The following is a 21,095-nucleotide window of genomic DNA, read 5'->3' as shown; positions in this document are numbered from 1 at the left end:
ATGGCGCATGACATTGATCGGCACGATACGGATATTCTGATCCTGGGCTCGGGAGGTGCGGGGCTTTTCGCGGCACTGCACGCGCAGCAGTCTGCACCAGCGGGCACGAAAATCACTATGGCTGTCAAAGGGCTGATCGGAAAGTGCGGCTGCACGCGCATGGTGCAGGGCGGCTACAACGTGGCGCTTGGCGGTGGCGATACGGTCGAGCGGCATTTCATGGATACCATTGAGGGCGGAAAATGGCTGCCCAATCAGGATATGGCTTGGCGGCTTTGCGAGCAGGCTGTCGTCCGCATTCGTGAGTTGGAAAACGAGATCGGCTGTTTTTTTGATCGAAACCCGGACGGAAGCCTGCATCAGAAGGCCTTTGCGGGGCAGACCGCCGACCGCACTGTCCATAAAGGTGATTTGACGGGCATCGAGATCATCAATCGTTTGATGGAGCAGGTGCTGAGCCGTTCCATCGAAAGACTTCAGGAGCATCGTGCGGTCGGGCTGGTTCCAACGAAGGACGGCAGTGCGCTGGCGGGCGTTCTGATGATCGACATGCGCACTGGCCGTTTCCGCTTTGTACGGGCAAAGGCGGTTCTGATGGCCACGGGCGGCGGCCCCACGATGTACAAGTATCACACGCCAAGCGGTGACAAGTCGATGGATGGTCTGGCCATGGCGCTGCGGGTCGGTCTGCCATTGCGCGACATGGAGATGGTGCAATTCCACCCTACCGGTCTTTTGGCGGGCGAACACAGCCGGATGACGGGGACGGTGCTTGAGGAAGGCCTCCGCGGCGCGGGGGGGCAGCTTTTGAACGCCGCTGGTCAGCGGTTCATGTTTGATTATGACGCGAAAGGCGAACGCGCGACCCGTGACGTCGTGAGCCGCGGCATCTATGCAGAGATGCGCAAGAGCAACGACCCGGATCAGGTCGGTATGTTCATTTCCATGTCGCACCTCGGGCCCGAGACTGTGCGCGCGAAATTCAAGGGGATGGTCAGACGGTGCGAAGACAGCGGGTTCGACCTGGCCGGTGGGCTGGTCGAGGTCGTCCCCACAGCGCATTACTTCATGGGCGGAGTTGTCGTCGATGTGGACACGAGAACGGCGCTCGAAGGCCTGTATGTCGCTGGTGAGGACGCAGGTGGTGCGCATGGATCGAACCGGCTGGGCGGCAATGGAGTCGCGAATTCGACGGTTTATGGCGGGATTGCCGGCGACACGATGGGCGCGGATATTCGGCGCATGCCAAACCTCCGCGTACCTGACGAAGCGGTTTTGGACGCCGAATGCTTGCGGGCTTTGCATCCGCTGTCACGCCCGACCGATCTCGTTCAGCCGTTGCGCAACCACCTGCAGGAGGTGATGTGGGAGGATGTCGGTGTCATGCGGACGGCCTCCGGCATGCAGCGTGGGCTGGAGCGTATTACCGCGATCCGCTCCGATCTGATGGAGATTGGCGTGTCCGGGGGCAACCTCGCCTTCAATCTGACTTGGCATGATTGGCTGAACATGGCCAGTCTCTGCGACATCTCCGAGATCATTGCAAAGGCTGGCCTCGCGCGGGAGAATTCTCGTGGAGCACATTACCGCGAAGACTTCCCCGAGACAGGTGATATGGAGACATCCTACTTTACTGTGGCCCGGCAAACGCGCGGAGACGTGAAGGTCACCCGTGAAGCCGTTGATTTTTCAATCGTTCGCCCGGGCGAGACCATCTTGCCCGAAGGCGAACCTGAAACCCTGGTGGCAGCTCAATGATTTCACTCGATTTGATTCAGACAACGGCTGAGACCCTGATGGACAAGGCGGCCATCGAAATTCCCCAAGACTATCTTGATGGTCTGCGCGCGGCAGCGGCCACCGAGGACGGCGATTTATCGTCCTTCGTCTTGCAGGCAATGTTGGAGAATTACGAAGCAGCCAAGGAAGACCGACGCGCGATGTGCGGCGACACGGGCGTGCCGCGCTGGTTCGTGAAAATGGGCAATGATGCGCGTGTCGAGGGGGGATTTGTTGCTTTGGAGGCAGCCCTGCGCCGAGCGACGGCCAATGCTACGACGGGCGTGCCGTTGCGCCCAAACCGCGTGCATCCCCTCTGGCGGACTGATCACAACAACAACGTTGGGATCGGTGCGCCGGAGATTGAATACGGTTTTGAACCCGAGGGGGAGTGGATGGACCTCATCACGGTCCACAAGGGAGGCCTGTTCGGCACCGACTACCGGATGCTGTTTCCGTCAGATGGAATCGAGGGGATTAAGCGATTTTATCTGGACAGCCTCGTTGCGTTTGGCAAGCGTGGGCTGGCTTGCCAACCGGCCATCATCGGGATTGGTCTGGGCGGGTCAAAGGACACCTGCATGGTGCTGGGCAAGCGCGCCTCGGTGTTGCGAACCGTGGGAAGCCGCAACTCCGATCCGAAGATTGCGGCGATGGAGGATGAGTTCAAGGAGTTGGGCAACTCCATCGGAATGGGTGCGATGGGATTTGTCGGCAAAAACATGGTGATAGATTGCAACATTGAAGTCGGCTACTGCCATACGGGCGGGATGCAGATGTCCGTACATGCGTTTTGCCTGTCGTCTCGCCGGGCGGTGGCCCGCATCTTTCCCGATGGACGGGTCGAGCACCGCACGGATCCGAATTGGTTTACCGACTATCAGCGCCGCGAGACGATCGAGTGGGACCCTGCGCGCGAGGCCGCGGAATGAAAATTCGCGAAGTCACCTTATCGACGACACCTAATGCCGAGGCGGTTGCAGACCTCCGGCTCGGCGACATAATCTATCTGGACGGGCTCATATACACGGCGCGCGAGGGTGTTTACATGCGCGCTTTGGAGCAGAAGGCCAACATCCCCATGGAGTTGCCGTCACAAAGTGCCGCGAACTTCCACTGCTCACCGGCTGCGGTCATTCGCGAGGACGGTTCGTTCGACCTGGGTGCGGTGACGGCCACCGCAAGCTTCCGCTTTGCCAAGTGGTTACCGGAATGGATGGCGAAGACCGGTGCGCGACTGATCATCGGCAAAGGCGGCATGTCCTCCAAGGACTACAACGAGTATTTTGTGCCCAATGGTGCCGTATATCTCTCCACAGTGGGCTATGGCACCGGGGCGCTCTTGGGCCGTGGGGTCGAAACTGTCGAGGCCGTGCATTGGCATGAGGAGCTTGGGATCGCTCAGGCCATGTGGGTGATCCGGGCGCGGCGGATGGGCCCCTTCATCGTCGCCTCCAATCTTCAGGGCGAGTGCCTGTTTGAGCGTGAAAACGCGAAAATCTCTGAAAACCTTGACCGCGTCTACGAAGGGACCAAACCTGCGGTTCTTAAGCGTTATGGCGAGACAGACGATCGCTCGGATGAGGTGATCGGCTAATTCGGCTCAGAGCAGCTCGCGCAGTAGCAGGATCGCACCAGACAGGAAGCATACGCCGATAAGCAGGCGCCGGAACGTCTCGTCTTTTAACCTGCGAAAAACCACAATGCCCAGTTGAGCCGCCACGAGGGCCGTCGGCAGCGCGATGCCAGCGTAAATGAGCGTCTGCCTGTGATACGCGCCTGCCCAGATCAACATGATTGCCGTGAGCCCGAGGACGGCGACATTGAAGGGCTGCAGCACCGCGCGCGTCTCATAGCGCGGCCAGGCTCGCATCGAACACCACATGGTCGGTAGCGCGCCCGACAGAGATGCTGCCCCGCCCAGAATGCCAGCGCAGAACCCGACGGTGCAGTCAATCATCGGTGTCGGTCGATCAATCTGCGGCAGGGTCCGGCGCAAACTGAAAAAGCCGCCGTAGAGGATGAGGAAAAAGGCGATCAGAATTTTCAGCATCGACACGTCAATCTGCTGGAGCGACACGACGCCGAGCGGGATGCCGAAGACCGCCGGCACCAGAAAGCGCGCGAGCCGTTTCGGGTTTTGCAGCATGGCCTTGCGCACGATCCACAACCCCTGGATCCCGCTCACGACGGAGATGATGACCGTGATCGCCACGGCCTCGAGTGCAGGCATGATGCTGAGGAAGAAGCCCAGGGCGAAGAGGGCCGTTCCAAAGCCAGCCAGGCCGTTGATGAACCCACCCGCTGCCGCGCCGATCATCAAATAGGCGATCTCGGATGCCGTCATTGCGTCTGTCGTTCGGCGGCTTGGCCAAAGAAACCGATTGCGACAGATTGCAGGCAGACGCGGTGCAATTCCTTCAGCACCCGTCCACGTGCAGTCTCGCTTGGAAATGCAAGGCCCAGCCGCCGAACCGGTGCATCGGGGCCCAAGGAAAGCCGTTTCAGCGGAAGCGGACTGTTGGTTTGCACCGCACGTTTCGGCGCGATTGCAACGCCGAGCTTCGCGAACACCATGCTTGAGATTGCCTCGAGCCCGTCGAGTTCCATAGCCTCGTTCACCCGGATACCCTTCTTTTGCAGCCAGCTTTCGATCATGTGCCCGACGACTGCATCGCGGTTGAAGCGAATGAAGGGATGGGTCGCCAGCAGTTCGAAGGGGTCGTTGCTTTCGATGTCGCAGGAGGCAAGCAGTTGCAGCGGCTCTTCGGCGATGTCCAAAAAGTCGAGGCGGGCAGGCAGCAGGTCCGGACGGGTGACGATAGCCGCATCGAGTGCGCCGCGTTCGAGTTGCGAGACCAGATGATTGCTCAGCCCGGGGAAAAGGCGAACCCGAACTTGTGGATGGTCGGCGACAAGCAGCGATATCGCCGAAGGCACCATGGTGGTGAGCGTTGTTGGCAGCGCCCCGAGTGCCACGTCTCCGCTGACACCGCTTTCTCCGAGGACCGACGGTAGCATCTGGTCGTATCCCCGGACCACCTCACGGGCTTTTGCGACCAATGCGCGCCCAAGAGGCGTCAGCTCCGGCGTTCTGCGCGACCGGTCAAAGAGTTGGATGCTCCAAGACTCCTCAAGCGTGCGCATCTGTTGGCTCACAGCGGCATGGGTGACATGAACGGCGTCCGCAGCAGCGCTGAAGGTCTTGTGATCGTGGACGGCGATCAGCGTCCGAAGCATGCGTATCGACATTCAGCAGAGGGGCCGTTTCTTAAGGGGAGTTTACTTCAGCTGTAACTTATTATTACTTCTATAAAGCATGTCTTAACGTTACCAATTGTCAAGGGCGCCGTCGGCTTGGCTTGGAACGGTCCAGATATAAGTCGTGATCGGGAGGAAAACGATGACTTTGAAGACATTTGGCGCGGCCTGCGCTCTGACCCTCGGTGTGTCCGGAGCCGCCCTTGCGGAATACCCTGAACGCCCCATCAATATGGTCATTCCATATGGTGCCGGTGGAGCAACGGACATCTCTGCGCGCACGATTGCCGAGCCGTTGGGCGCTGCCGTTGGCAAACCTCTGGTGATGGCGAATGTCACCGGTGCCGGCGGAGCGACGGGATCCGTCGCTGTTCAGAACGCGAAAGAGGACGGCTATACCATGCTGTTCGCGCGCGTGGGCTCTCACTCGGTGAACCCTGCAATGAAAGCGACATTGCCGTACACTCTTGAAGATTTTCGCTTCGTGACGGTCTATGAGATCAATCCGGTGGCCTGCGCAGTAAGCCCCTCGTCGGGCATCACCTCGATGGAGGACCTGATTGCGAAGGTGGAAGAAGGCGGTGTGACTTACTCTTCTTCTGGCGTTGGGTCGCTTCTGCATCTTGCGGCTGTGATGGTGTTGTCCGAGTTTGGCGTCGAAGAGCCGCTGACGAAAACAACCCACATTCCTCAGAAAGGTGGTGGAGCGGCAGCGACGGCGGTGTTGAATGGGACGGCCACATTTTTGTGCACAAATTCGTCGGCGATTGCCAGCTTTGTGGCGAACGAGCAACTGGTCCCTTTGATGGTAACGACGGCAGAGCCGGTCGCAGGCTTTGATGTGCCGACGGCAGCCGATCTGGGCAAGCCCGCGCTGCACCAGCTCGTCGGGTGGACCGGGATTGCCGGCCCCGACGGGTTGCCGGACGATGTCGCAGACAAATGGGGCACGTGGATGGCATCGGCCACGCAGGATGCCGAGTTCCTCGAGAAGATGACGTCGCGCGGTTCGGTGATTGAGCTGATGTCGCCCGAAGACGCCAATGCGTTCATCCAGGGCCAATACGAAACTTTCCGCAAACTCGTTGACGATCTTGGTATGAGGATCGAAGGCTAGGCATAACGCCTTGTGGAGTTGACGTTCCAAAACGCCGGGCTGCACTGTTGCCCGGCGTTTTTCTTGGAACGTGCTGATGGGAAGGGGCACAGGATGACACAGCGGCAAGTACAGATGCGCCTTGGGTTGGGCGCTCTCTTCGCATCGCTCTTTCTCGCATTTTTTGCGATCCCTACATGGGTTTCGTCGCCAAGCAATGTTGGCAACGTGATCTTGTCCCCGCTGTTCTGGCCCTATGCTTTGGCGGGGTTCACGGGGCTGACGGGCTGCGGGCTAGTGTTCTCGGGCCTGCGCCAATCAAGGCACGGGCCGCCCGTTAATGCACCCAGCGAGCAACCGGGTGCGGCATGGCTGCGTCTTGTTGGCATGGCGCTCATCATGGGGTTGACCATGGTCTTGCTGCCACGGCTGGGGATGGTGTTGACCTCGATGCTGGTGTTTGTTTCGACCGCCCTTCTTGTACGGACACGCCATCTCATCACGGCGTTGGTTTGCGCTGTTGTCGTCCCGCTTGTGCTCTATGCGTTCTTTGCGCATGTGGCCGGCGTGGCGATCCCGCAAGGCAATCTGCTGAGGCTGCCATGAGCTTTGTCGACAGCATCGCCGCGGGCCTCAGCCTCGTCGGAAATATCGAATCCTTCTTGGCGTTGTTCATTGGGGTGGCGATCGGTGTCATTGGCGGGGCGATACCGGGCATGTCGGCAACAATGGCTGTCGCGCTGACGCTTCCGTTTACCTTCGCGATGCAGCCCATCACGGGCATTCTTCTCCTGCTTGGGGTGTACAAAGGGGGGATATTCGGGGGCTCGATCCCTGCAATTCTGATCAAGACGCCCGGTACCCCGGCGTCTTCGGCCACCATCCTGGATGGCTATCCGATGGCGGAGAAGGGCGAGGCAGGGCGCGCGTTGGGGATGGCGCTTTGGTCCTCCTGCACGGCGGATGTGATTTCCAACCTCTCCCTGATCCTTTTTGCCGGCTGGCTTGCGTCCTTCGCGCTCAGCTTCGGCCCGCCCGAGTTTTTCACGCTCATTCTGTTTTCGCTGACCATCATCGCAGGCGTGTCGGGCGAAAGCCTCTTGCGCGGCGCGCTTTCGGCGCTTCTTGGTCTTCTGCTGGCCACGATTGGATTGGATCTTGTCTACGGGACCAACCGGTTCACCTTCGGCGATCCGAATATGATGGGTGGGTTGAACTTCATCGCGGTGCTGATTGGTCTTTTCGCCATACCAGAAATTCTGGCCATGGTCTGGCACCCCACGGCGCACGTGGGGAAGGCGCGGAGCTTGGGCAAGAACTGGGTGACCTTTGCGGAGTACCGGCGCAGCTTCAAATCCATCGTGCGCGGCAGCTTCATTGGTGTATTTCTGGGCTCGATTCCTGGCATCGGAGCGGCACCTTCCGCGTTCTTGAGTTATTCTGAGGCCCGCCGAACCTCGAAGAACCGCGACAACTTTGGCAAGGGCGAGATTGAAGGCGTCGCGGCCTCCGAAGCGGGCAACAACGGCGTCGCAGGTGCCACGTTGATCCCCTTGCTTGCGCTGGGTGTCCCGGGCGACGTGATCACGGCGATCATCATTGGTGCGTTCATGATCCACGGGCTGCAGCCGGGGCCGATGATGTTCATCCTGAACGTTGACATCATCTATGGGCTCTTCATCGGCCTGATCGTCAGTTCGGTCTTTCTGTTCCTGATCGGAACCGTTGCCATTCGTGGCTTCAAATACGTGGCCGACATCCCCAAGCGGATCCTGATTCCCGCCGTCCTCGTGCTTTGCATCTACGGTGTTTTTGCCGTCAACAATAACATCTTCGATGTCGGGGTCATGTTCGTGATGGGATGGGTCGGCTTCCTGATGGTCCGGTATCATATTCCTGCGGCGCCATTTCTGATCGCGTTTATTCTCGGACCACTGCTGGAGGACAACTTCAGGCAGTCGATGCTGATGTCTGGCAGTGATCCCACAATCTTGCTGCGCGGACCGATCACCTGGTTCTTCTGGACGATGACTTTGCTCACGATCATCGCGATCGTACGCGCCGGTGTGCGGGCCGTCAAAAATACCCCGCTTTTTGACGAGACGCCGGAGAACTGACCTGACGCGCACTGTGATGTGAGAAAGGCACATGAGCCGCAATTTGCCGGTTCTATGACCTGTGATCCGAAATTGTGATTTGGTGTTCCGAGCAACATGCGTGCACCTTTCTCGCGAGGCTTCGTGGAGGTCTTGTGGTGCAACGGGCGGAGTGTCAGAGCTATGAACCAAGCCGAAGCAATCCTGCTCGGATTGCGCATCTGGGGAAGCATTGGCGCTGTCATTGCGGCGATGTTTCTGACCATTGGCATGGACCGGATCGATGATGACGCGCGCGACGCCTACATCTTCCGTCCGCTACTGATTCCCAGCATTCTGGTGATCTGGCCCCTCGTGCTGTGGCGCTGGTATCTCTACGAAAGCGGTCATGAACACTGGGCGCGACGCTACGATCCCCCGCGGAAGGCACACTTCTACGTTGGCTGGGTGCTTCCCGTCGGCATCTGTCTGATCATCCTCACAGGGCTGAGTCAGCGCCAAACCTGGCCTGCTGAGACAGCACCCGTGCAGCTTTCCGAACCAACGGAGATCAGCCAATGAGCGTCAAATACATCCCCGTGCAGTGGAACTGGAACAAATACATATACGATGCGGTGATGCTGTTGGGTGCGGGCCTGTTCCTCTACGTGTTCCTTTACGCGGCGCCCGGTATCCTGAGCCATGAGCGTCCGATCAACGCCCAGGTACACAATGCGCGTGCCTTCGGGGCGTGCGCCTTTGTGATGTTGACGGTGATCTTATGCATCGGGCCGCTTGCCCGGCTGGACCCGCGGTTCCTTCCGCTGCTTTACAACCGGCGCCACTTTGGCGTGATGACGGCGTTTGTGGCGATCACCCACGCCGGTTACATTGTGGACTGGTACTTCGCATTTTCGGCCTCCAACAAATACGAGGCGCTGCTCTTCGCGAACACCAGCTATGGCCAACTGGCGGGCTTCCCGTTCGAAGTTTTCGGCATCTTTGCGCTTTTCACGCTGATCTTGCTTGCGGCAACCAGCCATGACTTCTGGATGAAGTTTCTCAGCCCGCCGGTCTGGAAGCGGATCCACTACCTTATCTATCCCGCATATCTCTCGGTTGTCGCGCATGTGTCCTTCGGCATTCTGCAGGATCAGCAGAATCATGTGTTCACCGCAATCTTTGTCGGCGGCGCCTTGGCGGTTGGTGTTCTGCATCTGCTCGCGGCGCTGAAGGATCGCAGGACCGATGCGGCAACCTCGACCGCGGCTGCCGATTGGGTCGAGGTCTGCGATGTTGCGGAGATGAATGACGGCTTTGCGAAGATCAGGCTGCTGGCCAACGGTGAGCGGGTTGCCGTCTATCTCAACGAGGGCAGACTGAGCGCCATCTCCAACTCCTGTGCCCATCAGAACGGCCCGCTGGGCGAGGGTCGGATCATCGACTGTTTGGTGACCTGCCCCTGGCACGGGTTTCAATATGATGTCACCAATGGCCGCTCCCCTGCGCCCTTCACTGAAAAAGTCCCGACCTACAATCTCAAGATGGATGGTACCGCTGTGTTCGTCGATCCGAGGGCCAATCCACCAGGCACCTATGTCGAGCCTCTTCGACTGAGAGATGGAACGACCTCATGAAGCAGAACCGCGGCCCGTTCTTCGTAGGCTATCTCCCGGCCCCCGAGGCTCTGCGAGGTTTTCTTCTTGCCGTTTGCGTGCTTTTCGTCGCTGGGTTGGCCGGGTTTGGTTTGGCGATTGGGGTGGCGCAGGACGATCCGGGTGATGGTGCGTTTCGGTTCGACTATGGCCGCCAGACCGTGACCGGTGTGGTTGAACTGACGCCTTATCCGCTCTTGCGTGTGACGGAAGGAAACGAACACATCCCTGCCGGGCACACTCTGATACTCGCGGGCACGGGCAAGACAAACGTGGAAAGTCGTGCCATCCCGCTGGAGGGTCAACTGGCGCAAGTCTCAGGTGTGATGCTGCAGCGCGGGGCGCTGGACATGTTGCAGTTGCGGGGTGGGCGCAATGGCATCAGTGCGGCGGAGGGGGCCGTAACACCAATGGAAACTGTATCGCTTGGTCGCTGGAAGTTGGCCGGCGAGATATGCGATGGAAAGTGCCTGGCCGGGGCGATGCGGCCGGGGCGCGGTCTGGCGCACAAGGCCTGCGCGAACCTTTGTCTCTTGGGCAAAGTCCCACCGGTCTTCGTATCGAGCCAGCCGGTGGAGGGCTCTGAGTTCTTGCTGATCACAGGGCCAGACGGGACCCATCTGCCTGAGAAGGCTTATCACTACGTCGCCCAGTTCGTCTCGTTGGAAGGCGAGGTCGAACGCAGAGGTGACCTGCTGGTACTGCGCCTGGATCCGGAGACGTTGGAGGTTCTGCAATGATCCGCCGTATCGCCACGCTGATCCTCGTCGCGAGTGTGGCGGCGATTCTCTTCTACCTCTCCCGCTTTTGGTATCTGACGCTCTGGCCCCGTCCCGGGCTCTTCGGGTCGGAGGCCTTGCGCCCGCAAGGTGATCTGGTCGGCCAGTGGCTCCGGGGAACCAGTGCCGCGCCGTTTGATCTCGTCATTTGGGCGCTGGGGTGCTTTGCCTGCCTGAGTATCCTGCAGAAGCTTTACGACGCATTGACCAAGCCGTCCGAAACAGACCCGCCGCAGGATTGACATGGTGTCGGTTGCCGAAGCTGTGCCGGGATTGCCACATCGCCAACAGTTTTGTCTTGTCAGAGGGTGTTTGCTCTCCAGAATCGCCGGAAAAATTGGGGGCCGCTGTTGAATAGCGGGCCCAAGTGATCCGCAGACGACCGATCTGACGATCTTTCGGTGGCTTTGGCTTTAAAAACGTGCCGGTGTGCCCTGTGCCGTGAACAGCAGTATGTGAATTGCCTGATCGCAGGACATCGGAACTGATCTCACTCACACCGGATGCTGCACGTGTCGGATCGGATTGCGGAGCCTGCACCCATGCCTTAGGACAATGCAACTGACGTGTGAACCAGTGGCAGACCAACCGGCCTGAAACATGAGCGACATTTATGAAGGGCTGGTGTCCGCCTTCTGGCTGGTCGTTACGCTCGATCCGGATCTTGTGCAGATTTCGCTGCGGTCATTGCAGGTCAGCCTGACCGCGCTGTTCATCGCGTCGGCGATTGCGCTGCCTTTCGGTACGTTCCTGGCGATCCGGCGGTTTCGGTATCGGCGTCTTGCGATCTCCTTGCTGAACGCTCTGATGGGGCTACCGCCTGTCGTTGTCGGACTGATCGTCTATATTCTGCTGTCGCGGTCCGGACCCTTCGGCGTGTTGGGGCTGCTCTTTACGCCCACGGCGATGATCATCGCGCAGGTGATCATCATCACCCCGCTCATTGCCTCGATCACACATCAGGCCATGCGCGAGCTTTGGGCCGAGTATCATGACCTGCTGATTTCGATGAATACCTCCTCAGGCCAGCGGATTCGCACGCTGATCTGGGACGGGCGGCGCAACCTGCTCACGGCCTCGCTGGCGGGTTTTGGCCGTGCCATTGGCGAGGTCGGCGCAATCATGATCGTGGGCGGCAACATCGACAACGCCACGCGTGTACTGACCACCGCGATTGCGCTGGAGACTGGAAAGGGGGATTTCGCGCTGGCGCTTGCCTTGGGGTTCGTGCTCATCGCGTTGGCGATTGGCATCAACATCTGTATCCACTGGCTATCGCGCACCGAGCGGGAGGGGCGCTGGTGAATACGATCCTCCCTTTGACACTCACCGATGTCTCTGTGCGCAGACGCGGCAAGCGTCTGCTGGGACCCGTCGACGTCATCATGGGGTCCAGCGGCCTGACGATGATCCTGGGGCCCAACGGGAGCGGCAAAACCACGCTGCTGCGTGTCATGCATGGGGTCGAGCGGCTTAGCGGGGGCAAGGTGGAATGGTCGGTCGGGCAGGATGAGGCGCGGCATCGGCAGGCCTATGTCTTTCAGACACCAATCATGCTGCGGCGCACCGTGGCGGATAACCTGAGGTATCCGCTGAACCTCATTGGTATTGCGCGGAAGGAGATTGAGGCGGAGATCGTAGAGTGGCTCGCACGGATTGGCCTGACACCGCGAGCGGGTTTGCAGGCCACGCGGCTCTCCGGTGGAGAGAAACAGAAGCTCGCGATTGCGCGCGCGTTGATCCGCAAGCCCGATGTTCTGTTTCTGGACGAGCCTTGCGCAAATCTGGATGGCGCGGCGACACGAGATATCGAGGCCCTGCTCCAGACCGCCCTGTCGAACGGAACCCGCATCATCATGACCACACATGATCTGGGTCAAGCCAGACGCCTTGCGGATGATGCTATCTTCATGCTGCGCGGCCTTCTGCACGAGGCGGGCCCGGCAGACGCGTTTTTCAACGCTCCGCAGACCGCAGAGCTTCGGGCGTTTTTCAGAGGAGATATCATCACATGATCCCCCGTATCCTTACCATGCTGGTTGCGCTGGTGCTTGGATCCGCAGCCGCGGCAGAGACGATCAGACTGGCGGTAACGACGTCGTTCGAAAACTCCGGGCTGGCGGATGTGCTGCTTCCTGCCATATCGGAGGATCTGGGGCTTGAGGTGCAACTTCTGGTCGTGGGTACCGGGCAGGCGTTGCGGCTGGGAGAGGCGGGTGATGTGGATGCCATCCTCGTACATTCGCGCACGGCAGAGGAGGCTTTCGTGGCCGACGGCCATGGCACTTATCGTCGCGAGATCATGTACAACGACTTTGTATTCATCGGCCCGAAAGACGACCCTGCGGGCGTGGCCGAAGCGACGTCGGCTGCAGATGTGCTGAAGCGGATCGGCGTAACGCAGCCCGATTTCGTCAGCCGCGGTGATGACAGCGGCACTCACAAGAAGGAACTTGCGCTCTGGCAGGCGGCGGATTTGTCACCGGAGCGGTTTGGCCCCTGGTACCGAGAGGTCGGTGCCGGCATGGGAGCCAGTCTGAACACTGCTGCCGGGCTGGACGCTTACATCCTTGCCGATCGTGCAAGCTGGCTGAACTTCGGCAATAAGGCCAATCTCGCACTGCTCTACGCAGGCGATGCCGCGCTCTTCAATCAATACGCGTATCTTGCAGTCAACCCCGAACGGCACCCACATGTCCGCAACGATCTTGCGGTGAAACTGGAAGAGTGGCTGACAGGCCCGCGCGCGGCACAATTGATTAATGGATACGCCATCAACGGTGAAACGCTGTTTGTTTTCAACGCCAAGCCGGAATAGCGTCAGGACTTGTTCGGATCATCGTCGAGGGAGCCGTGAATCGCAAATTGCTCGATACCGGCCTCCTGCGGTTCGATCACGCGGTAACTCTCCCTCACGCCCGCTTCAGTTAGCTCGCGTGTTACCGTCAACAGCGTGTTGGGGGCCTGATCCTCGCAAAGCTCAACCATCTGCGAGATCTCTTCCAGCGCGACGTTCATCGCTGCCTCGACAGAGGGTGCGCCGTAAATGTCGACGAAGTGTTGCGCCAGGGCGGCGGCGATCACATCGCGTTCAGTTGGCTCGATTTGAGTAACGGCAACAAAACTCGCGCGGCCAAAGGTCTCGACACCCATCCAACCATTTGTGAACGCTTGTTTGGCCTTGCCGATCAGATCGGAGTCTGACCAGTTGGAAAACTCGAATCCACCGGAGATGCACCACTCCCCGGTCCGTGCGGGGTTGTGAAACACCCGCGTGTCACTGTCATCGAAATGGATGGCGCGGGCCAGTTTCATGGCGGGTCCTTCAAGATCTGCGTCAATGGGATGATCTTTGCTGTATCGGCGCGCTGCAAGAGCAAACCGAACTCTTCGTCGATGCCCCGGAACACGCCGGACATGCCCGCATGGGCAATCTTCTCGCCGATACCATGTGCGAGTCCGGTCCATTCGTCATGCAACGGTTTTACTCCGTCCTCAGTCCAGCGATTGATCCAGACCAGTGTGTGCCGGATCCAGGCTTCCAGCAGATCGACGGGCTCCACGTCACCACAGCCTTCCGCAGACAGCGCCGTGATGTCCGGGGTGGTCCCGGTCTCTTCCTCCTCTGACCAAAGTGCCAGTGTCAGCGCGACGACCATCCACTCGGGGATGGTGTCCGGATCGTCTGGGACAGCGCTCACGGTCAGAGCACCGCAGCGCGCGCCGTTCAGCCGCAGGGCTCCGGTCCACTCCAATTGCAGTGACACCTCCGGCGGTGCCAGCGCGCCGAACGCATTCTGAAATCCCACTGCGCAGAGTGGCAGCATGATCATCGCCTCACGCAGCGGCACCTCCGGGGCGAAGACGACCGCAGCCCGCAGCTGGCTCGCGGCGATATCATAGGTCACCAACCCCGCATCGCAGCCCCCGCGCGCCTCGGCGCAGGCGGCAGAATAGGGGTCGGCCCCCGCTGTGGCGAGGGCCGAAAACAAGGGCGGAAGCTGTGGAGCCTTCATGCGGTGCCGTCAGCCACCAGCTGTCTGGCGACGGTCCGAAACGCCTGTGCCTGTGCGCTGTCCGGCTTGGAGACGACAATCGGTGCACCGCCATCTGCGGCCAGCCGAATGTCGAGATGTAGCGGGATTTCGGCCAGTAAGGGCACCTGCAACTTCTTCGCTTCCGACGCCACACCACCGTGACCAAAGACGTGCTCTTCGTGCCCGCAGTTCGAACAGATATGGGTCGACATGTTCTCGATCATGCCGACAATCGGTGTGCCCAGCTGGTTGAACATGTCGATCCCTTTTCGGGCGTCGAGCAGGGCCACATCCTGCGGCGTCGAGACGACGATGGCACCCGTGACCTCGGCCTTCTGCGCCAGTGTCATCTGCACGTCCCCGGTGCCGGGCGGCAAATCGACGATCAGAACATCGAGCGCGCCCCACTGCACCTGGGTCATCATCTGTTGCAGCGCACCCATCAGCATGGGACCACGCCAAACGACCGCCTGATCATCGTTCGTCATCAGACCGATGGACATCATGGTGACGCCGAAGTTGCGCATCGGCAGAATTGTCTTGCCGTCAGGCGAGGCGGGTCGTCCGGACACGCCCAGCATCCGCGGTTGTGAAGGGCCATAGACGTCCGCGTCCAGCAGGCCGACCCGGCGGCCCTCCGCCGCCAATGCGCAGGCCAGATTGGATGCAACGGTGGACTTGCCGACGCCGCCCTTGCCGGACGCAATTGCAAGAATTCTATCAATGCCGGGGATCTTTTGTGGGCCCGTCGCAGCAGGCTTGGTTGGCTTGAGGTCGGGGGGGGCGGCAGGCGTGCTGTGGGCCGTCATCACAACCGAGACTGCGCCGACACCCTCCATCGCTTTCACCGAGGCTTCGGCGTGGCTTCGCACATCGCCATAAACATCTGCTTGCGAAGGTGAGACTTCGATCACGAACCGCACATCTCCGGTGTCGCTGACCGTCAGCGCCTTGATCAAACCGGCAGATACCAGATCAGAGCCCGATACCGGGTCTGTTATCGTCTTCAATGCCGCGAGAACTGCGTCGCGTTGCAATGCCACCTAGTCAGCTCCATCCGCGCGGCCCGTGATCTGGCCAGTCACCACATGCTCCAGATCCAGCCCGTCGACGGTCAGCACAACCTTGGCGGCGTAAGACTTTCCGGCGGTCTCGCCGGCATCGCGCATGGCGTCCTCTATGGCTTGCTGAGAGGTCACCCCCACTTGTTTGAGAAATTTGCGCATCGACATGTTGAAGTCATCACTCATGATCCGGTTCCTTTGGGTGTGGTCTTTGGAGAAGCTTGACGGCTTGATCGGGTGGATCCTAGTTTGACGCACCCGGTTACAAGAGGGAATAGGGGCGATGCGCCGGTTGCGAGCTGTTCTTATGTCGATCTGGCTCGCGGGCACGTGCCAGGCACAAGAGGCCGCAAGGCTGGCCGTTCCGGAGGTGCTCGAGGCGTCCGGGTTCGCACAATTCATCGTGCCGCGTTTCGCGCTGAAATCCGGACTGCGGATCAGTCGTGTCGGTCAAGATGAGCCAGCCGAGATGCGGTTTGTTGCGACAGATCCGGCCTTGTTTGAAGGTCTCGGCCAAGGCTGGACCCTTATGCACCAATCGGATCCGCGCGCTATGCGATTTGCAGACTGGCTTCGGTCTGACATCGGGCGAAAGACTATTGAGAGCTTTGTCGCGCCCGATGGCAGTACTTTCAAGGCTGTCGTGCGCAGTGCCGGTTCGCAGACGGCGCCCACTTACGATGGAGACCGCGCAGACGGGGAGCAAAAATCGCTGCGACTGTGCGGTCGCTGCCACGTGATCAACAACAGCAACCGGATGAACGGCATGGGCGCCACGCCGTCGTTTGCGGTACTGCGTAGCATGGCTGACTAGGATGACCGCTTTGCCACGTTCCATTTGCGTAACCCTCATCCCAGCTTTACGCAGATCGCTGACGTCACGGATCCGTTTGATCCTCGTCTGCCGCCACCCATCGTACCTCTGGAGATGACACAGGCCGATTTGGACGCGATCCTCGCCTATGTGTCCGGGCTCAGCCCGGCAGATCTGGGAGCCCCGCTGCACGTTCAGTGATCTTTGCGCTTGTTGAGATAATCGTCGGTCGTGCGTACAGTAGGACGCTCTTTACTTGCGAAAGGGTTGTTTTCGGAATGGTACTGCGCCTGGATCCGGCAGTTGTCGCACATCTGAATCAGACGCGCCGTATCCGGGTTGCTGAACATCGAATGCTTGCCTGCCAGCTTGTCGATGATTCTTTGCACAGTGGATTTTGAGCCAAAAAGACTGCCGCATTCGATACAGGCAAACGGCTCCTCCTCGTTCAGGACCTGCTGCGTGAAAGCCGCGTCGGTCAGGTTGAGCTGCGGGGCGAGGGCGATCGCATCCTCGGGGCAAATGTTGACGCAGAGCCCGCATTGCAGGCAGGCGTCCTCCTGAAAGCGCAGCTGCGGTTTGTCCGGGTTATCACCGAGTGCACCGGCCGGACACAGCGAGACACAGGACAAGCACAACGTGCAAGCATCTTGGTCAACCAAGATGGCGCCGTAAGGTACGGTGTCGGGGAGAGGCACAATTTTCTCGTCCGGCTGAAGCGCTTTTGCGGCGAGACGCGTCACCTGCCGGCGTGTCCCCAGCGGCAAAATCGGCTCAGCGATGCTTGTGCTGGCGGTCCGATCGTACAACAAATCGCTCAGAGCATCAGGGTCCGATACGTCAATTAACTTGACCCTCGGTGCTCCGGCAATGGCATCGGCAAGCGCCGCCTCCTGTGCGAGGACCTCCCTGTCGCTGCGCGGCGCCAAAAGCACGGAGACGTCGGCAAAGCCGGTCGCGAGCGCGGCAAGCATTTCGGCATGTCCAAATCCCGCGAGCGCTGTCACCGACAATGGGATCACATCGCTGGGCAGGCCACGCCCATAGCGCGCGGCAAGGGAGATCATTTCGTCACCAAAGTCATCGTGCACCAACAGCCGCGGATCTCGACCGCCAGCCTTGCGGAATGTGCTGGCCAGTGTGTTGAGGCGGGCAAAAAGGGTGGCGACGGGTGGAGCGTCGTAGCTGATCGCGCCCGATGGGCAGAGCGCGGCACAGGCGCCACAGCCAGCACAGATCATGGGATCAATCGCAACATGTTCGCCCGCCGAGGTGATCGCACCGGTTGGGCAGCTGTTTAGGCACTTCGAGCAGGCCGCCTGTTCTGCCCGAGAATGTGCGCAGAGCGGTTCTTCGAGCCGCACATAGAGCGGCTTTTCGAAGGTGCCGGTCATATGGGAGGCTTCAAGTACCGCCTTTGCAACAGCAGGCTGGCTGTCGGGATCCGCTCGAAAATAGCCATCGCGTTTCTCAGGCGTCGGAAAGAGCGGTGTGCCGCCGCTGAGATCGAGAATGATATCGCAGGAGCTGCGTGCGCCATCCCTTGGATCGGTCCAGGACATGGCGCCGCGGCCGCCTGCGATTGTCTGCTGAAAGCGATCAATACGCAGAGCGAACTGGCCGAGGCTTCCCGTAACGCTGCGCAATTCGCCGCAGACCACATCAAATGCGCCGCCCGGCTCAATATCTTCGGGGTGTGGTACAAGCAATGTTACAGCCAGTGTCGCCGCCAAGTCGGTCGCCGCCTTGATAGCGATCTCTCCCGATCCGACAACGAGGCAGGCGCCCGCCGAGGAGATATCGATGGTGCGCTCAGGTGGAGCTCCGAGAAGTGCCTCCGCCGCCAACGCGGCCATTTTCGGTGTTGCATCCGCGCCGTCGTCACCCCACCCAGCCCGATCTCTAAGGTCGACGAAAGCTGGCATCTCGACATCAGTGTCTTCTGCTAAGTCTATAAAAAGGCGGGACTCTTGCTGACATGCGATGATCAGATCTCCTGCAGCCAGGTGGTCTGCGGTCCGAGGCAACTCTTTGCCGCAGGCGTGAGTCATCACCTTTGTGCAGTTCAGACCGGTAGCAGCGGAAATGGCGTCCCGCTCCACGCGCTGACTTCCAAGGCAGTCACACAGCAGCAGTTTTTTGGTCATGGTCCTCCCTCGCGCTCGCCTGCCCGCTCCTCGCGGCCTGATTTCCAGCGCCGGATCACAGAAAGGCAGGAATTCCCGCCGACGTAAACCAGAATCAAGTCGAGGCTCACGACAAATGAGCCTGTGCCTCTTGCGCAAATCGGACGCGCCAAAATGCAAGACCGCCAAAGCCTTAAGAATTCAGAGGTTTGGCGAGATGCAATGGATGAGGTCCATGTGTCTACTACCAAATGTGTACAGATGAATGCAGTTTTTTCCTAGGATACCGGTGATGTTTTGCTAAGGTTGGCAAAAGAACAGTGCGCATTCAGGGAGTAGTCTTGGGAGTCGTCTATCCAGAGTCGCAGTCTGCGAGGCTTGGTGTTGTCATGCGTCAATCTCCGGGAGTCACGCCTTGGGCCAAATGGGTCTGGCGTGCCACCGCCGTATTGCCCGGGGCCGCTGATGCATCGTGGAAGCTTTTGCGCGAGAGTGACGGCGTTTCTGAATTTCACGCCTCTACTCACAACCTTGAACTCTTTGTCTCAGACGCGGAAGCATATGCGCATGAATTGCAGGCCACGACGCCGTCAGTCTACGTGATCCTGAGAGAGGTGGAGGGGGCGAGAACGGACAAGAAGCCTATTCACGTTCTTAAGGTGACGGTGTCACCCTATGAAGCGCAAGACTATTGCGACAGTGGTGAGGAGATCGTTGAGCGCGTGCCGATGCCAGCTTCGGTATTGCACTGGGTGACGGCGTTTGTTGATCGGCATTACGAGAACGAGCCGTTCGTCAAGCGCCGCCGCAACGAGCTGCGAACGGATCGGACGCAAGCCGGCATTGGAGATGCGCGGATCGCTCAATTGTCGGATGTCTACCGGGCGCCCACCCCTATTCAGAGCGAGGAAGTCGAATGACGGCTCGGGCCTCTTTCTGGAATCGTCGTCGTGCCGGAGTTCGAGCCGAAGCTGAGGCTGAGGCGCGCGTTCAAGAAGATGCGCGTGTTACCGCTTTGCAAGCCGAGATGGCAGAGAAGGGCGACGACGCCATTCTTGAAGAAATGGGGTTGCCCGATCCCGATAAAATGGAAAGCGGCGATGACTTTGCAGCTTTCATGGCGCAAGAGGTGCCTACGCACTTGCGCAATAAGGCTTTACGGAAGCTTTGGCGCAGCAATCCGGTGCTCGCCTGTGTCGATGGGCTGAATGAATATGACGATGATTTCCGCGCGGCGATGCTTTCGGGTGGGCCAATTCAAACGGCCTACCAAGTTGGCAAAGGCATGATGTCTCACCTTGAAAAGATGGCGGAGCAGGAGGAGCGGAAAGAAGCGCTCGCCCAAGCTGACCAGATTGACGAAGCCGTGCCTGAAGATGAGGCGCCCGTTGTTGAGATCGTCGATGAACCGTTCACGGATCCCGAGGAACTCGTGACCGCGGACGCACCAACAGAAGAACCGCGGATGCGTCGCATGCGGTTTGAGTTCGAGGATGCTGGTGTATGAGCGTTACGGCCGAGAACCTCGACCTCGCCCCTGAAGATCGCCTTCGGGCAGATCTTTACAACTATCTCGGGCTCTTGCTGGCGCGCCCACCGGATCAAATGCTGCTGGACCAGACTGCGAGTCTGCAGGGCGATGAGGGGCAGATGGGGCAGGCAATACATGGTCTTGCCCGGGTGGCGAAGGTCACGACGCCAAAGGCGGTTGAGCGCGAATTCACCGCGCTCTTTATTGGTCTGGGGCGCGGCGAACTCTTGCCCTATGCCAGCTACTATCTGACCGGATTTCTCAATGAAAAGCCGTTGGCGAAGCTGCGCAAGGACATGGCTGCGCAGCAGATCACCCGCGCTGAGAATGCCTTTGAACCCGAAGACGGCATGGCCGCGCTGATGGAAATGATGGGCGGTATGATCGTCGGTCGCTTTGGCGCGCCTGCAACGCTGGAAACGCAGCGCATGTTTTTCAACAACCACATCGCGCCTTGGGCCGTGCATTTCTACACGGACCTTGAAGGCGCAAAAACCTCGGTCTTCTACGCAGGGGTTGGCGCCGTAGGGCGCGCCTTCATGGAGATCGAGAAAGAAGCATTCAGAATGACGGCAGGCTGATCTGCCAGCAGGGGCGGGACGCCGCCCGAAGAGAGACGAAAGGGAGAAAGACTGATGAGCAAAGATGCGCAAGACCAGACCAGCCGCCGGGGTTTCCTGAAGCTGGCAGGCACCGCAGCCCCGGCAGCGGCGGTTGCCGTGGCCGCTGGTGGGCAACAGGCCGAGGCCGCAGCTGTCGATCCCGCGTCCGACAAGATGCAGGACACGGCTCACACACGCGCCTATTTCGACAGCGCCCGGTTCTAGGCTGTCCTGATCCGCATCGCGGGTCTGAGACCATTCACAAAAACCCAGCCA

Annotated in this window: 25 protein-coding genes; 18 read left to right on the top strand and 7 right to left on the bottom strand. The window is 59.7% G+C overall.

Annotation, left to right across the window (positions count from 1 at the left end; all coding sequences use genetic code 11):
* Genes Q1A71_RS16275 through Q1A71_RS16265 form a run of 3 tightly spaced genes read left to right on the top strand, consistent with a single transcriptional unit; the run spans position 1 to position 3,376 of the window.
* Positions 1–1,758 (top strand): FAD-binding protein, encoded by a 1,758-nt coding sequence (locus Q1A71_RS16275; protein ID WP_299678585.1) that lies wholly within the window; start codon positions 1–3, stop codon positions 1,756–1,758.
* A complete protein-coding gene (locus tag Q1A71_RS16270) occupies positions 1,755–2,711 on the top strand; it encodes a fumarate hydratase (RefSeq protein ID WP_299678582.1) in 957 nt (318 codons plus the stop codon). The genes Q1A71_RS16275 and Q1A71_RS16270 overlap by 4 nt, the downstream gene beginning before the upstream one ends.
* A complete protein-coding gene (locus tag Q1A71_RS16265; protein ID WP_299678579.1) occupies positions 2,708–3,376 on the top strand; it encodes a fumarate hydratase C-terminal domain-containing protein in 669 nt (222 codons plus the stop codon). The genes Q1A71_RS16270 and Q1A71_RS16265 overlap by 4 nt, the downstream gene beginning before the upstream one ends.
* A 6-nt stretch (positions 3,377–3,382) precedes the next feature.
* Here the strand turns inward: Q1A71_RS16265 and Q1A71_RS16260 are convergent, their stop codons facing one another.
* Both Q1A71_RS16260 and Q1A71_RS16255 read right to left on the bottom strand, forming a co-directional pair.
* A complete protein-coding gene (locus tag Q1A71_RS16260) occupies positions 3,383–4,126 on the bottom strand; it encodes a sulfite exporter TauE/SafE family protein (RefSeq protein ID WP_299678576.1) in 744 nt (247 codons plus the stop codon).
* Positions 4,123–5,019: a LysR family transcriptional regulator gene (locus Q1A71_RS16255; protein WP_299678573.1), complete on the bottom strand. Its 897-nt coding sequence runs from the start codon at positions 5,017–5,019 to the stop codon at positions 4,123–4,125. The genes Q1A71_RS16260 and Q1A71_RS16255 overlap by 4 nt, the downstream gene beginning before the upstream one ends.
* A gap of 163 nt (positions 5,020–5,182) precedes the next feature.
* Here Q1A71_RS16255 and Q1A71_RS16250 point away from each other — a divergent pair, with 163 nt between their 5' ends.
* The 10 genes from Q1A71_RS16250 (at position 5,183) to Q1A71_RS16205 (ending at position 13,463) form a co-directional block, all read left to right on the top strand.
* Positions 5,183–6,157 carry a tripartite tricarboxylate transporter substrate binding protein gene (locus tag Q1A71_RS16250; protein WP_299678571.1) on the top strand — a complete coding sequence of 325 codons (975 nt, stop codon included), beginning with the start codon at positions 5,183–5,185 and terminating at the stop codon, positions 6,155–6,157.
* A gap of 93 nt (positions 6,158–6,250) precedes the next feature.
* Positions 6,251–6,742: a tripartite tricarboxylate transporter TctB family protein gene (locus tag Q1A71_RS16245; RefSeq protein ID WP_299678569.1), complete on the top strand. Its 492-nt coding sequence runs from the start codon at positions 6,251–6,253 to the stop codon at positions 6,740–6,742.
* Positions 6,739–8,253, top strand: a complete 1,515-nt coding sequence (locus Q1A71_RS16240; protein WP_299678566.1) for a tripartite tricarboxylate transporter permease — start codon at positions 6,739–6,741, stop codon at positions 8,251–8,253. Before Q1A71_RS16245 ends, Q1A71_RS16240 begins: the two co-directional genes overlap by 4 nt.
* Before the next feature lie 162 nt (positions 8,254–8,415).
* The gene (locus tag Q1A71_RS16235) at positions 8,416–8,793 is read left to right on the top strand and encodes a hypothetical protein (RefSeq protein ID WP_299678563.1); all 378 of its coding nucleotides are present in this window, start codon (positions 8,416–8,418) and stop codon (positions 8,791–8,793) included.
* On the top strand, positions 8,790–9,848 hold the full coding sequence (locus tag Q1A71_RS16230; protein ID WP_299678561.1) for a Rieske 2Fe-2S domain-containing protein: 1,059 nt from the start codon (positions 8,790–8,792) through the stop codon (positions 9,846–9,848). Before Q1A71_RS16235 ends, Q1A71_RS16230 begins: the two co-directional genes overlap by 4 nt.
* Entirely contained in the window at positions 9,845–10,606 is a 762-nt protein-coding gene (locus Q1A71_RS16225) for a hypothetical protein (RefSeq protein WP_299678558.1), read from the top strand. Before Q1A71_RS16230 ends, Q1A71_RS16225 begins: the two co-directional genes overlap by 4 nt.
* Complete coding sequence (locus Q1A71_RS16220) at positions 10,603–10,887, top strand: hypothetical protein (protein ID WP_299678555.1); 285 nt, start codon at positions 10,603–10,605, stop codon at positions 10,885–10,887. The genes Q1A71_RS16225 and Q1A71_RS16220 overlap by 4 nt, the downstream gene beginning before the upstream one ends.
* A gap of 358 nt (positions 10,888–11,245) precedes the next feature.
* Entirely contained in the window at positions 11,246–11,950 is a 705-nt protein-coding gene (locus tag Q1A71_RS16215; protein ID WP_299678552.1) for an ABC transporter permease, read from the top strand.
* Positions 11,944–12,660, top strand: coding sequence for an ATP-binding cassette domain-containing protein (locus Q1A71_RS16210; RefSeq protein WP_299679133.1), 717 nt, complete (start codon positions 11,944–11,946; stop codon positions 12,658–12,660). Before Q1A71_RS16215 ends, Q1A71_RS16210 begins: the two co-directional genes overlap by 7 nt.
* Positions 12,657–13,463 (top strand): substrate-binding domain-containing protein, encoded by an 807-nt coding sequence (locus Q1A71_RS16205; RefSeq protein ID WP_299678549.1) that lies wholly within the window; start codon positions 12,657–12,659, stop codon positions 13,461–13,463. Before Q1A71_RS16210 ends, Q1A71_RS16205 begins: the two co-directional genes overlap by 4 nt.
* Positions 13,464–13,465: 2 nt before the next feature.
* Here the strand turns inward: Q1A71_RS16205 and Q1A71_RS16200 are convergent, their stop codons facing one another.
* The 4 genes from Q1A71_RS16200 to Q1A71_RS16185 are packed head-to-tail and all read right to left on the bottom strand — an operon-like array spanning position 13,466 to position 15,932.
* A complete protein-coding gene (locus Q1A71_RS16200; protein WP_299678546.1) occupies positions 13,466–13,960 on the bottom strand; it encodes a DUF6505 family protein in 495 nt (164 codons plus the stop codon).
* Entirely contained in the window at positions 13,957–14,661 is a 705-nt protein-coding gene (locus Q1A71_RS16195; RefSeq protein WP_299678543.1) for a biotin/lipoate--protein ligase family protein, read from the bottom strand. The genes Q1A71_RS16200 and Q1A71_RS16195 overlap by 4 nt, the downstream gene beginning before the upstream one ends.
* The gene (locus Q1A71_RS16190) at positions 14,658–15,725 is read right to left on the bottom strand and encodes an Mrp/NBP35 family ATP-binding protein (protein WP_299678540.1); all 1,068 of its coding nucleotides are present in this window, start codon (positions 15,723–15,725) and stop codon (positions 14,658–14,660) included. Before Q1A71_RS16190 ends, Q1A71_RS16195 begins: the two co-directional genes overlap by 4 nt.
* Complete coding sequence (locus Q1A71_RS16185; RefSeq protein WP_299678537.1) at positions 15,726–15,932, bottom strand: DUF6494 family protein; 207 nt, start codon at positions 15,930–15,932, stop codon at positions 15,726–15,728. It lies immediately after the preceding gene.
* 97 nt (positions 15,933–16,029) lie between these two features.
* On the opposite strand from Q1A71_RS16185, the gene Q1A71_RS16180 reads away from it, so the two are divergent.
* Complete coding sequence (locus tag Q1A71_RS16180) at positions 16,030–16,560, top strand: hypothetical protein (RefSeq protein WP_299678534.1); 531 nt, start codon at positions 16,030–16,032, stop codon at positions 16,558–16,560.
* Positions 16,561–16,754: 194 nt separating this feature from the next.
* On the opposite strand, the gene Q1A71_RS16175 is transcribed toward Q1A71_RS16180, so the two are convergent.
* On the bottom strand, positions 16,755–18,707 hold the full coding sequence (locus Q1A71_RS16175; protein WP_299678532.1) for a 4Fe-4S binding protein: 1,953 nt from the start codon (positions 18,705–18,707) through the stop codon (positions 16,755–16,757).
* A 320-nt stretch (positions 18,708–19,027) separates the two neighbouring features.
* Here Q1A71_RS16175 and Q1A71_RS16170 point away from each other — a divergent pair, with 320 nt between their 5' ends.
* The 4 genes from Q1A71_RS16170 to Q1A71_RS16155 are packed head-to-tail and all read left to right on the top strand — an operon-like array spanning position 19,028 to position 21,044.
* A complete protein-coding gene (locus Q1A71_RS16170; RefSeq protein ID WP_366140274.1) occupies positions 19,028–19,606 on the top strand; it encodes a DUF3305 domain-containing protein in 579 nt (192 codons plus the stop codon).
* Positions 19,603–20,193: a DUF3306 domain-containing protein gene (locus Q1A71_RS16165; RefSeq protein WP_299678529.1), complete on the top strand. Its 591-nt coding sequence runs from the start codon at positions 19,603–19,605 to the stop codon at positions 20,191–20,193. The genes Q1A71_RS16170 and Q1A71_RS16165 overlap by 4 nt, the downstream gene beginning before the upstream one ends.
* Positions 20,190–20,798 carry a molecular chaperone TorD family protein gene (locus Q1A71_RS16160; RefSeq protein ID WP_299678525.1) on the top strand — a complete coding sequence of 203 codons (609 nt, stop codon included), beginning with the start codon at positions 20,190–20,192 and terminating at the stop codon, positions 20,796–20,798. The genes Q1A71_RS16165 and Q1A71_RS16160 overlap by 4 nt, the downstream gene beginning before the upstream one ends.
* Positions 20,799–20,852: 54 nt before the next feature.
* The gene (locus tag Q1A71_RS16155; protein ID WP_299678522.1) at positions 20,853–21,044 is read left to right on the top strand and encodes a twin-arginine translocation signal domain-containing protein; all 192 of its coding nucleotides are present in this window, start codon (positions 20,853–20,855) and stop codon (positions 21,042–21,044) included.
* Positions 21,045–21,095 lie beyond the last annotated feature (51 nt).

Origin of the sequence: uncultured Roseobacter sp. (assembly GCF_947493125.1) — a bacterium.
Lineage (GTDB): Bacteria > Pseudomonadota > Alphaproteobacteria > Rhodobacterales > Rhodobacteraceae > Roseobacter.
This window is presented reverse-complemented; position numbering and strand designations above follow the sequence as displayed.

Excerpts from the sequence above, each read along its gene's own strand:
- Q1A71_RS16275 (WP_299678585.1), top strand. The coding sequence starts at position 1 with ATGGCGCATGACATTGATCGGCACGATACGGATATTCTGATCCTGGGC.
- Q1A71_RS16270 (WP_299678582.1), top strand. The coding sequence starts at position 1,755 with ATGATTTCACTCGATTTGATTCAGACAACGGCTGAGACCCTGATGGAC.
- Q1A71_RS16265 (WP_299678579.1), top strand. The coding sequence starts at position 2,708 with ATGAAAATTCGCGAAGTCACCTTATCGACGACACCTAATGCCGAGGCG.
- Q1A71_RS16260 (WP_299678576.1), bottom strand. The coding sequence starts at position 4,126 with ATGACGGCATCCGAGATCGCCTATTTGATGATCGGCGCGGCAGCGGGT.
- Q1A71_RS16255 (WP_299678573.1), bottom strand. The coding sequence starts at position 5,019 with ATGCTTCGGACGCTGATCGCCGTCCACGATCACAAGACCTTCAGCGCT.
- Q1A71_RS16250 (WP_299678571.1), top strand. The coding sequence starts at position 5,183 with ATGACTTTGAAGACATTTGGCGCGGCCTGCGCTCTGACCCTCGGTGTG.
- Q1A71_RS16245 (WP_299678569.1), top strand. The coding sequence starts at position 6,251 with ATGACACAGCGGCAAGTACAGATGCGCCTTGGGTTGGGCGCTCTCTTC.
- Q1A71_RS16240 (WP_299678566.1), top strand. The coding sequence starts at position 6,739 with ATGAGCTTTGTCGACAGCATCGCCGCGGGCCTCAGCCTCGTCGGAAAT.
- Q1A71_RS16235 (WP_299678563.1), top strand. The coding sequence starts at position 8,416 with ATGAACCAAGCCGAAGCAATCCTGCTCGGATTGCGCATCTGGGGAAGC.
- Q1A71_RS16230 (WP_299678561.1), top strand. The coding sequence starts at position 8,790 with ATGAGCGTCAAATACATCCCCGTGCAGTGGAACTGGAACAAATACATA.
- Q1A71_RS16225 (WP_299678558.1), top strand. The coding sequence starts at position 9,845 with ATGAAGCAGAACCGCGGCCCGTTCTTCGTAGGCTATCTCCCGGCCCCC.
- Q1A71_RS16220 (WP_299678555.1), top strand. The coding sequence starts at position 10,603 with ATGATCCGCCGTATCGCCACGCTGATCCTCGTCGCGAGTGTGGCGGCG.
- Q1A71_RS16215 (WP_299678552.1), top strand. The coding sequence starts at position 11,246 with ATGAGCGACATTTATGAAGGGCTGGTGTCCGCCTTCTGGCTGGTCGTT.
- Q1A71_RS16205 (WP_299678549.1), top strand. The coding sequence starts at position 12,657 with ATGATCCCCCGTATCCTTACCATGCTGGTTGCGCTGGTGCTTGGATCC.
- Q1A71_RS16200 (WP_299678546.1), bottom strand. The coding sequence starts at position 13,960 with ATGAAACTGGCCCGCGCCATCCATTTCGATGACAGTGACACGCGGGTG.
- Q1A71_RS16195 (WP_299678543.1), bottom strand. The coding sequence starts at position 14,661 with ATGAAGGCTCCACAGCTTCCGCCCTTGTTTTCGGCCCTCGCCACAGCG.
- Q1A71_RS16185 (WP_299678537.1), bottom strand. The coding sequence starts at position 15,932 with ATGAGTGATGACTTCAACATGTCGATGCGCAAATTTCTCAAACAAGTG.
- Q1A71_RS16180 (WP_299678534.1), top strand. The coding sequence starts at position 16,030 with ATGCGCCGGTTGCGAGCTGTTCTTATGTCGATCTGGCTCGCGGGCACG.
- Q1A71_RS16175 (WP_299678532.1), bottom strand. The coding sequence starts at position 18,707 with ATGACCAAAAAACTGCTGCTGTGTGACTGCCTTGGAAGTCAGCGCGTG.
- Q1A71_RS16165 (WP_299678529.1), top strand. The coding sequence starts at position 19,603 with ATGACGGCTCGGGCCTCTTTCTGGAATCGTCGTCGTGCCGGAGTTCGA.
- Q1A71_RS16160 (WP_299678525.1), top strand. The coding sequence starts at position 20,190 with ATGAGCGTTACGGCCGAGAACCTCGACCTCGCCCCTGAAGATCGCCTT.
- Q1A71_RS16155 (WP_299678522.1), top strand. The coding sequence starts at position 20,853 with ATGAGCAAAGATGCGCAAGACCAGACCAGCCGCCGGGGTTTCCTGAAG.